Source organism: Cyanobium sp. NIVA-CYA 375, assembly GCF_056108345.1.
Genome location: NZ_JBSYHW010000077.1, coordinates 1 through 10,472, shown reverse-complemented (window position 1 = coordinate 10,472; position 10,472 = coordinate 1). Strand labels below are relative to the sequence as shown.

Genomic DNA, 10,472 nt, shown 5'->3' with positions numbered 1-10,472 from the left:
CACTGAGACCCGCCGAGCGAACCCAATGCTGACAGCCCCGCCAAGAGCTATCGGGACAGACTTTTAGGCGGCCCTGGATGCCCCAGTTATGCATGCCAGCTTCCATGGCCGCTCCTGCTCCAGCAGCAACTGATTAGGCAGCCCGTCCTGGAAGGCTGCAAAGGCAAGCTCATGTACAGGATTCACAAACGGCTCAGGCCCAAGATCCAACGGTTCAAGTGCGTAGTACGAAGTGGGCGCCGTCTCGAAGGCTCCGTAGACCGCCTCCAAGACAGCCTGGGGATCTGCCTGCAGACGGCTGTGGCTCACCAGCAACAGCTGGCCCAGCGGCGCCGCCTGCAGCGGCACCGCTAGCGACTCCAGCACCACCCGGCACAACCCCGCCAGGCTGCCATCGGCGAAACCCCAGCACTTGGGATGGCAGGCCATGCGCCTCCGCAGCGCCGCGATCTGCTCCAACGGATCCCTCAGCATCAGCACGGCCCGGTGCTCCGGCAGGCAGCGAAATAACACATCAGCAACCAGCGCCAGGCTGCAGGAGCGATCGAGCACGTGCACCTGGCCGTAGGCGCGGGCGAAGCCCATAACCTCTGCTGGCAGCAGAGCCTGCACCCCGCGGAAGTAGGCCTCAAGCAAAGTGTAGGAGCGTTCTGGATTCAAAGCCTGCTTCAAGCCCCGCCCCTCCAGATCAAAGGGCTTGAGGCGTGATTCAGGCGAGGGCGGATCCAGCAACCGCTGGCGTAACACTTCACCGCCATGGCGCAGCCGATGGTCTGCCCCCATCCGGGCCACGCATTCATACAGAAACTGGTTCTCAGGAATGCCGGCGAAGCCCAGAAGGCGGCAGAGCGCGCTCTGCAGCAGGGTGCCGCCCGAACACGGAGCACCGAGGATCGTCACCAGATTGATGCGGGGCTTATCAGGCCCGATGCCTTCGCTACCGAGATACACCGGGGTTGGGCAGCGCTTGCGGAAAGCCAGTGCGGCCTCCTGCCAGCTCGCGGCCGGCTGCAGGGCCAGAAATTTGGCGGTGGCTGGGGGCAGCAACCCCGCCGCCAGGAAGTGGCCGGCGTACCAGGTTTCAAAAAACAGGGTGGCCCGGTTCGTCCAGGCGCAGCTGTAGCTGGCCATCAGATGGGAGAACATGACACGGTCGCACTGGGGAGCCAGCTGCCGCGGCATCTGGGCCCACAGGGCCAGGCTGCTAAAGGCCAGCTGGAACACCACCATGCAGCTGGTGTCCGCCAGGCGGTGCAGGCGATCCTCCTCGGGTTGCAGGGTGAGGCGCTGGCCATCCGGGAACACAATGTGCCTGTCGCTGAACACCACGGCCGCGCCGGAGGCGGCTTGGCAGTCGATCGCGACGCGGATGTGATCGGGACTGAACCAGTTGTCGGCATCAAGGAAGGCCACAGCATCGAAGCCCTCGTTCATGGCAGCCAGCGCGCCGATGCTGCGGGGCGTGTTGCCGTTGTCGCCGTGGCTGACCCCGAGCACGATGTGGCGGCACTCCCACCCCGCCAGCTCGCTCCAGCCCGGCCCATCGGCCACCAGGAAATGGGTGCAGGGATAGTCCTGCGCCAGAACCGAGCCATGGCAACGTCCTATTAGCTGGGGGGATTCGTTCCAGTAAGGCGTGATCACCGCCACCCGCCAGGGGCGCTGCTGCTGCGGCTCCTCGGCCGGTTCCACAGGCGCTGGTGCCGCTACGGGATGGGCCCTGGGCAGCCCCAGAACCTGCCGGTAGCGCTCCAGATAGGCCTCCGGCGGGAAACCCGGTGCATCAAGCCCGAGCGGCTCAAAGCGCTGGACGCCGTTGCGGGCAATCCACAAGCGCTTGTCCACCGTGTTGCCGCCATGGCCGATGCAGGTGAGGCTGGCCGCAGGATCGAGCACCAGCGGCGGACGAGCAGCACCCGCCAGGAACGACGGCTCCTCCCCTTCCCAGGCCTCCGGATCGAAGCGATGGCCGGCCTCTAGATAGGCGCGGCTGTAGGCGAGGCTGTTAGCCGTGGCCGCCGTGGCATGGAAGCTGGGCGACAGCCAGCGGCTGCCCTCCGGCAGCAGTAGCAAAGGAACCCTGGTGCAGAGCGCCACATCCCCCTCGCCACTGCGCAGTGCCGCCACGGCCTCCGGCACCCGGCTGGGCGGGTAGTAGTCGTCATCGTCCATAAGCACCAGCAGGTTGCCGCTGGCGTGGGCATGACAGAGGTTGCGCTTGGCGCCGATCGGCTGGGGCTCCTGCAGCCGCACCAGCCGCACCGTGATTCCGGCCTCCCGGGCCGCCGCCAGATCCGGCGCAGGACCTGGGTCGGAATCGTCGATCACCACCCATTCCAGCAGCTCCGCCGGGTAGGCCTGGGCCGCCACGCAAGCGGCCAACAGCTCAAGCAGCGCCGTGCGGTTGCGCGTGATCGTGCAGACCGAAACCAGAGGAGCCTCAGTTGCGGTTGCCGCGGCGGCACTCACCGGCGTGATCCATGAATCTTCAGCATAGATGCTTGATTAGCAGGAAGACCGCAACCCAGTTTGTAGTGATGACGACAGCGTCATCCGTAGTGCTATGCGAGTCGAACAAGTCAGCAGCGCTCTACCTGAGAACTTGCCGAAAAAACAATGAAAAACTCCCCCTCAAAAATACCGAGATTGCTTGCAGCGCAAATGGTTTGAAGCGATACCAGGCAAAAGACCCGACGACTGCCATGAAAATGTGGTAAATTATTTTGGTCTTGATTTTTTTAGCGACATGGGGCACTTCGCTCAGCTCAACGACGAAGACGCCGAATTGCTCAGCGGCGGCAAAACCAATCCTTCCACCGCCTATGGCGGCAGCAACTACGGCCAATACCTGAAGTCCGGCGGTCGCGACCTGCTAAATCCGGGCGGTAAAACATCTGCCAACAAAAAGTAAGGGGCAGTCTTGTTCAGGACTTGATCATCAGGCGGGCTCCGGCCCGCCTTTTTTTTGTCTGACACCCTATTGGCCCACCAGGATCCGCGTCTTACGCAGCACGAAGCGCAGCAGCGTCTCCTCACGGGTGGTGATGTCGGCCAGCAGTCCCATGCCCAGCTTCACCTCGCAGCGCCGGCTTCCCTTCCCCAGCCAGGTGCTCTGGGGTTTGAGCGTCACCTCGAACTGATCTGAGGCTCGGGCGGCCCCTTCGGTGCCCTCCGGGCCACCGCCGGCCGGCAAAGCATCCGGTGACACCGTCAGCACCGTGGCCCCCAGAGTCCCGAAGTCGGGGAAGGGGCAGCCGGTGATGCGCAGGTCAGCCCGCTGGCCCACCTTCACGTTGTCCACATCCTCGCTGCGCACGGTCACCTTCACTACCCGCTCGGCATTGGACGGGGTGATGATGGCCAGAGGTTGGCCAGAACTGATCGTCTGCTGCGGGTTCTGCACCTGCAGCTGAAACACGACGCCCTTCACAGGCGCACGCACCACAGCACTGCGCAGGTTGCGCTGCCCCTCAGCCGAGCTCTGTTCAATCCCCGCCAGCTCCTTGCGCAGCACCGCCTGGCTGTTGCTGGCCTGCGATCGGGCTGCCGCCAGCCCCTGCATCGCCTGTTGCAGGCTGGCACGCGATTCACGCAGCTCCGCCTGCTTGGACTCAACGAAACTGGTCGAGGCGGCACCCTGGCGCACCAGCAACTGGTAGCGATCAAACTCCGACTGGGCATAGGCCAGGTTCGAGCGGCTCTTCTCCACCTCCAGCTCGGCCCGGGCGTAATCCGCCTGCGACTGCGACTGCAGCGCCTGCAGCTGCTGATCCAGGGCACCACGACTCTTGCCCGCCTGCTCCACTTCGCCCCGCAGACGGCTGGGATCCAGCGTCACGATCGCCTGGCCGATCGATACCGCCTGGTTGGTGCGTACATCGATCGACACCACCCGCCCCTCGAATGGGGCGTTCACCAGCACCTGCTCACCAGCCGGTCGCACCGATCCTTCACCCCTCACCACCACGCGGTAAGGGCACACCGCAATGAACAGAACCCCCAGTCCGGCACTGGCAAGCACAGCGGTGGTGCCGAAGCGCAACCACGGCCGCACGGATGGCACGTAGTCGTCCATCGCCAGCTTCGGCAGCAGCTCGGCACGGGCGGGCTCAATCGCGCCGTATCGGGCCAGGGCTTCCTGCGGAGTGGGCACTAGGGCGCTGTCGCTCGGATCGGAATAATCAGCCGGCATGAGTGGTGGTGGGCAGGAAACGCTTGAGGCCCGGGGCCTGGGCGGGGTCAACGTCCGACACAGCCCCCTGATGCCGCAGCTGGCCGTTCTCGAGATACAGCAGATGGTCACAGCGGGCGATCACACTCGGCCGGTGGCTGATCAGGATCGTGGTGCGGCCCTCCCGGTAGGCGAGCAGCCGATCCAGCAACTGCCCCTCCAGCACAGGGTCGAGGGCGCCGGTGGATTCATCCAGAATCAGCACCGGCGGGTTGGTGAGCAGAGCCCTGGCAATCGCAAGGCGCTGCTTCTGCCCACCGGAGAGGTTGGAGCCGAATTCGCCCAGCATCGAGTTGTAGCCATTCGGCAGATCCACCACGAAGTCGTCGGCCATAGCCACCTGGCATACCTCCACGATCTCCTCATAAGTGGCCTGCGGATGGGTGAAGCGGAAGTTCTCGAGGATGCTGCGATTGAAGAAGTGCGAGTCCTGCGTCACTAAGCACACCTGAGATCGCAGACAGTCGAGCGCCAGATCACCCTGCAGAGCTCCGCCGAAGCGGATCAGGCCACCACTGAGTGGATACATGCCGGCGATCAGCTTGGCCAGGGTGCTCTTGCCGCTGCCGGATCCACCCACCAGCGCGGTCACCCGCCCACCGGGGATCCGGGCCTGGATGTTGCTGAGCGCCTGGCGGCGGCCCGGATGGGCGAAGCGCAACTGGCGCAGTTCGATCGTTTCATCCCCCTTAAACTCCAGCCAGGTTTTGTGGCGCAGATCCTTCTGCTCCGGCTCGGCCTCCAGCACATCGGTGAGCCGGCCGAAAATCGAACGATCACCCAGCACCTCCACCGCAAATTTGCTGGCATCGCGGAAGAACGCCAGCACATTCATGCCCAGGCCCACGAAGGCCAGCAGCTGGCCGATGCTGAGCTCTGCCTGCAGCACGAAAGTGCTGCCATAAACCAACAAGCCAATCTGCAGAAACGCCGACAGCAGATCGATCGCGCCGTTACTGAGCAGATCCAGCTGACTCTCCTGCCAGCTCAGCCGAGCCGCCTCACCGAATCCCTCCTGGTACTCATCCCAGGCCTGTAGCCCACCATTGGTGGATTTCAGCAGCTGGGCTCCGCGAAAGAATTCCACCAGCAGGGCCTGATTATCGGCATTCTTCTTGATCATCTTACCGCCGACGGCATATTTGCGCGGCAGGAAAGCCAGCTGCACCAACACGATCAACACGTAGGCAACCAACGCCACCATGGTGAGCGGCAGGGAATACACCACCATCACCACCAGCGAAATCAGACCGAGGAACATATCGGCCGGCAGGTCAAGCAGCAGGGAGTTGAACATTGTGTTCACCCGCCCCATTTCAATGATGCGGTTCAGGATGTCACCACTGCGATGGGTATCGAAATACCGCATCGGCATTTGCATCAGCTTGTGGCCGTATTCCAGCATCAGCGCCAGCTCGAGGCGCTCGAAAAAGTAGGTGGAGATCTTGCGCTCCAAAAAATCGATCAGCGTGCGGAAGCCGTAGATCGCCAGCATGCCGCCACCCAGCACTCCCAGCAGCTGGGCATCGCGGCGCACCAGGATGTCATCGGTGAGCACCTGCATCAGCATCGGGATGCCGATCCCGATGAGGCCCACCACCGCGTTCAGCGCCATCGCCCGACCGATCAGACCCGAATAGGGCCTGGCCAGCCGCAGCATGCGGGCAACGAAGTTCATCTTGCTGGAGTCGTCCGGCTGCTGCTGCAGCCGGGCCATATCCGGCTGCAACGTCAGCAGCACGCCGTCGCCCCAGTCCTCGAGGAACTCGTCATGGGACAGCCGCCTCACTCCCTCCGCCGGATCGGCGATCATCACCTCCTGGCGCTCCACAGCGTGCAGCACCACCCAGTGATTGCCCTTCCAGTGCAGGATCGCCGGCAGGTCGATCTGATGCACGTCGCGGAAGAAGGTCTCATCCACTTCGGTGCGCAGGGCCCGGCAGTTGAAGCCGAGCTCATCGGCACCGCGGCGCAGGCCAAGCAACGTGGTGCCCTGATGACCCGTGCCCACCAGCTGCCGCACTAGCGCCATCGGCACCTTCTTGCCGTAGTGGCGCGCCACCGTTGCTACACAGGCCGCCCCGCAGTCTTCCTCGCTGTGCTGCTCTACGAAGGCGTAACTACGCATCCGCGTCATGTAAACACCTGATTAAATAATCCTAGGTGGGGAGTCCAGCGACCCTAATGCTTATGGCTGACCTGCCCATCAGCCATAAGCCGCTCTCCCCCGGCTCAGCCCTTGTCTACCATTGGATCTGGATACGTGCCGGCGTCCCCGGCGTTAACGGGAAGCCGGTCACAGTTTGCCTTTTCCTTAAGTTGACGGTCATGGTCAAGACTCACCACTTTTGCGCCGCCAGCAGAAATCCCTTCGTCGCCACCCAGAGCCCCGGCCGCGAGAGCGGCGGGGCAGCCGTGATGGAGAAGGCCCCGGAGCGGGTGCGCAAGCCATCGCCTCGCTACAAGGTGCTGCTGCACAACGATCCTGTCAACTCGATGGAATACGTGGTGACCACCCTGCGCCAAGTGGTGCCCTCGCTCAGTGAGCAGGACGCCATCGCCGTAATGCTGGAAGCCCACAACACCGGCGTTGGCCTGGTGATCGTCTGCGATCTAGAACCTGCTGAATTTTATTGCGAAACTCTGAAGGGCAAGGGCCTGAGCAGCAGCCTTGAGCCCGAAAGCTGATGGAGCCGCCCGCTGCGGCAGCTAACGCGGCAGTGAGGCCGCACTGGTGGGGCACTTTGTTGTACGTGCCCTTGCTCTACCTAGCGGGCTGGCTATTAGCAAGGCCTCTTGCTCTGCTAGCCCCCAACTGGCGCTCCGACCAGGTGGATCTGGCGGGTCTGGTAGTGGCCCTGATTTTGTTGCTGACCAGCCTGCCGTTGAGGCTGAGGCGGGTTTGGCAGGAGCCCAATCCCTGGCAGCGCCTGGGCTTAGCTGTGCCAGGAGCCCTAGCCCTACGCAGCGGCGTGCGGGGGCTGCTGAAGGCGCTGTTCTTGCTGGCACTGGTAACAACGGGCTTAATACTGGTGGGCCAAGCCCAATGGCTTGGGGAGCTCCATGGAGCCCTGCTGCTCAACGGCCTGCTGCTGCTGGCAGGGGTGGGATTTGCCGAAGAGCTGCTATTTCGCGGCTGGCTATGGGGTGAACTGGAGCTCCAGCTGGGGGCCCGCCGGGCGCTGGTGCTGCAAGCCCTGATCTTTGCCCTGCTGCACCCCTGGTATCGGGCCCCTGGGCTCGAGGCCTTGGGGCTGCTGGGGGGCCTAATCCTTTTAGGTCTGGTGCTTGCCCTGCAGCGGCGAGCCGACGCAGGTTCCCTATGGGGAGCTATAGGCCTGCATGGCGGACTGGTTGGGGGTTGGTTTCTAGTGCAAAAGGGTCTGCTGCAAATTTCCCCAGCAGCACCTGGCTGGCTGGTGGGGCCCGGCGGCGCCGACATAAACCCGATCGGCGGAATGATTGGCTGGGTAGGGCTTGGCGCCCTGCTCTGGACTCGCCGCCGCTGGTGGAGAAAAGACGGGGCTAGCGGGTCGCTGTAGCTAGGGCCTTGCGGCCTTCCACTGGTGCATGCAGGGCCTCTTCCAATGGGGCGAGGCCGTAATCACGCTCAAGTAGGTCCATCACGGTGCGGCCAAAATCACCGGGGTTGAGCTCGAAGGCCTCGAGGCAGATGCGGCCGAAGCTGCTGCCCATGGGCTCGGGGTTCCACAGCAGCTGGCGTGCCGTCCAAGGCATCATGCTCATCGGGTTGTAGCCCGGCTTGATCAGGCCCTGGTCGAAGCCGTACTGCTCCAGGTGGGTGTGGGGCTGCAGGCCGATAAAAAAGATCGCCGGCTCCACCTTGTCGGCACCGAAGATGCGCTCCAGCTCGCGGTGATAGGCCACGGTCTGGCGGATGGTTTCGGGCCGCTCGTCGATCACGTTGAACGAGTAATTCACCGACACGTGCTCGCGGAAACCTGCCCGGGCCAGCAGGCGGCAGTTTTCGAGCACCGTGCGCAGGTTGTAGCCCATGCGCATCTTGCGCACCAGCTCCTGGGAGCCGGAGGTGATGCCGATCTCGAAGTAGTCCATGCCGGTTGCCACCATCAGCTCCGCCAGCTCGGCGTCGAGGTTGTCGGCACGGATGTAGGCGGCCCAGCGGATGTCGCTCCAGCCCTGGGCCTGGATCGCCCGCAGCAGCTGCTTGGCATCCTCGATGTAGCGCCTAGCCGGAATGAACTGGGCATCGGTAAACCAGAAGCCCCGCACACCCTTGGCGTAGAGCTGGCCCATCTCGGCGATCACCTCCGCCACCGGGTTCACCCGCACCTGCTTCCCTTCCACCACGGTGTAAACGCAGTAGCAGCAGTTGTGGGGACAGCCCCGCTTGGTCTGCACGCCCACGTAGAAGTCGCCGCCATCGAGATACCAGTCGAGCTGGGGCCAGATCGAAGCGATGTATGCGTAGTTACAGGCGGTTTTCTCCATGCCGCCGGGCTGCTCATGGATCAGGCCGGGCCGGGGCTCGTCGCCGGCGATGAAGCAACGCTCCGCCGCCAGGGATTCGCCGCGAATCAGCTTCTCCAGCAAGGGTTCCCCTTCCCCCACCGACACCACCGTGCCCTTGGGCAGCTTGCGGCCCAGCTGCTCATAAAACACACTCACCGCGCCCCCTCCCAGCACAGCGGTGGCCTGGGGCTCGAAGCGGCGGGCCCGACGCAAGCCGCGGCGCACCAGCCGCAAATTGCGCCACAGCTCACCGTAAAAGGAAGCCATCAGCCCCAGGCCACCCAGGGCACCTCGAAGGCGGCGCAGGGGATTGCGGGCATAAAACACCTCAAAGGAGTTCTGCAGCGGGTTGCCGCCGCGCCCATCCACGGGCGCATAGATCTGGATGTCCCGCCAGGAGAACACAATCAAGGTGGGGCGAAAGGCATTCACGGTGGCGAGCAGCACGCGCTCCACATCAAGCAGGGGCAGGGCTGCCAGATCGAGAATTCGCTGCTCGATCTGCGGAAACTGCTTATGCAGATGATCAGCCAGATAGATCGGCCCGATCGGAAAAATTGGATTGCAGGGCAGCCGCACCAGCAGCACCCGGTGGACGCTCGTGGCGCTCACGGCCATGGACTCTTCGGTCCGGAAGAATTGGACGCTAACAACCTCGATTCGGCACGGAGAGCCTGGCGATGCAATGCCAGCGGTAAAAAGCTGAGCCAGGCTCGGTGCACACACAGCCTGGGAGTCAGCTCGTAGCCAGCCTGGGCAAGCACTTCTGCCAACTGACTTGGCGTGGGCTGGGGATAGGCGCGGTTGATCACGTCACTGCTGTCGATGCCGCCGAGATCATCGATGCCCGCAGCCAGGGCAGCAGGCAGCTCTTGCAAGGGCCAAAGATTTGGTGGCAACTGCAGGTGCACTTCCGGCGGCAGGATTTCCCGGGCAGTGGCAATGGTGTCAAGCAGGTCGGCCTGCTCACTGGCATTGAGCAAAAGCGCAGCAGTGGCATCGGGGCGAAAGGGCTGGAGGATCACCTCCTGCAAGTGACCCCAGCGGCGCTGGAGCTGGGCCAGCAGCTCCAGGGCTGCGAGCCTGTCGCCCGGGGACTCCCCCACTCCCATTAACAGCCCCGTGGTGAAGGGGATCCCTAAACGACCGGCCTGCTCCAATTGGCCGAGGCGCACTTCCAAGCTCTTGCTCGGAGACTGGCGATGCAGGGCTTCGTAGGCCGGGCCGAGCCCTTCCAGCATGAGCCCCATGGAACCATTAAGCCGGCCCAGGGCGGCCATTTCAGCGATGGAGAGGGGGCCAGCGTTTGTGTGCGGCAGCCGGCCTTCTATCCAGGCCAGACGACTAAGAGCCAGTAGCCGACCGAACCAGGCGCGGCGCTGGGGAGAGCCAGGCGCTACCTCGCCACTGAGCAAAAGCACCTCTGCCGCCCGGGGGCGATTTTTTAATGCGGCCAGCGCCTGGACATCGTTGAGCCCATCAGCTAACGGATCTAGGCCATCTGGGGGGCGCCGAAAGCTGCAATAGCCGCAGGAGTTGAAACAGAAGCGGGTGGGTACGAGGGTGACACTGGGGCTCCAGGTGACAGGACGCCGCCCCTGATCATTAGCGGCCCTTATGGCATTCATCAGCAGGGCTTTGGCGTCGCTCGACCAGTCTTCTCACAAAAACCGCAATCTTCCGTTACAGTTGTGTTGCGCAATGTTCTTGCGCTTGACGGGATTCCGTCCGGTGGCTTGCCACCTTC

Annotated in this window: 8 protein-coding genes; 3 read left to right on the top strand and 5 right to left on the bottom strand. The window is 63.6% G+C overall.

All coding sequences use genetic code 11. From position 1 onward, the window contains the following. Positions 1 to 63: 63 nt before the first annotated feature. Positions 64 to 2,469 carry a glycosyltransferase family 2 protein gene (locus AC01FP_RS14355; RefSeq protein WP_474481223.1) on the bottom strand — a complete coding sequence of 802 codons (2,406 nt, stop codon included), beginning with the start codon at positions 2,467 to 2,469 and terminating at the stop codon, positions 64 to 66. Between the two features lie 181 nt (positions 2,470 to 2,650). Between AC01FP_RS14355 and AC01FP_RS14350 the strand changes: the two genes are divergently transcribed. Further along, the gene (locus AC01FP_RS14350; protein WP_474481220.1) at positions 2,651 to 2,911 is read left to right on the top strand and encodes a hypothetical protein; all 261 of its coding nucleotides are present in this window, start codon (positions 2,651 to 2,653) and stop codon (positions 2,909 to 2,911) included. Between the two features lie 66 nt (positions 2,912 to 2,977). On the opposite strand, the gene AC01FP_RS14345 is transcribed toward AC01FP_RS14350, so the two are convergent. Next, positions 2,978 to 4,192, bottom strand: a complete 1,215-nt coding sequence (locus tag AC01FP_RS14345) for an HlyD family secretion protein (RefSeq protein WP_474481217.1) — start codon at positions 4,190 to 4,192, stop codon at positions 2,978 to 2,980. After that, positions 4,182 to 6,368 carry a peptidase domain-containing ABC transporter gene (locus tag AC01FP_RS14340; RefSeq protein WP_474481214.1) on the bottom strand — a complete coding sequence of 729 codons (2,187 nt, stop codon included), beginning with the start codon at positions 6,366 to 6,368 and terminating at the stop codon, positions 4,182 to 4,184. The genes AC01FP_RS14345 and AC01FP_RS14340 overlap by 11 nt, the downstream gene beginning before the upstream one ends. A 281-nt stretch (positions 6,369 to 6,649) precedes the next feature. On the opposite strand from AC01FP_RS14340, the gene clpS reads away from it, so the two are divergent. Together clpS and AC01FP_RS14330 are read left to right on the top strand one after the other, a co-directional pair. Beyond that, a complete protein-coding gene (gene clpS / locus AC01FP_RS14335; protein WP_474481226.1) occupies positions 6,650 to 6,919 on the top strand; it encodes an ATP-dependent Clp protease adapter ClpS in 270 nt (89 codons plus the stop codon). Beyond that, entirely contained in the window at positions 6,919 to 7,773 is an 855-nt protein-coding gene (locus AC01FP_RS14330; RefSeq protein ID WP_474481211.1) for a lysostaphin resistance A-like protein, read from the top strand. Before clpS ends, AC01FP_RS14330 begins: the two co-directional genes overlap by 1 nt. Here AC01FP_RS14330 and AC01FP_RS14325 read toward each other — a convergent pair. After that, positions 7,757 to 9,337, bottom strand: a complete 1,581-nt coding sequence (locus tag AC01FP_RS14325; RefSeq protein WP_474481208.1) for a photosystem II high light acclimation radical SAM protein — start codon at positions 9,335 to 9,337, stop codon at positions 7,757 to 7,759. The genes AC01FP_RS14330 and AC01FP_RS14325 overlap by 17 nt on opposite strands. Then, positions 9,334 to 10,353: a 7,8-didemethyl-8-hydroxy-5-deazariboflavin synthase subunit CofG gene (gene cofG / locus AC01FP_RS14320; protein ID WP_474481205.1), complete on the bottom strand. Its 1,020-nt coding sequence runs from the start codon at positions 10,351 to 10,353 to the stop codon at positions 9,334 to 9,336. Before cofG ends, AC01FP_RS14325 begins: the two co-directional genes overlap by 4 nt. Positions 10,354 to 10,472 lie beyond the last annotated feature (119 nt).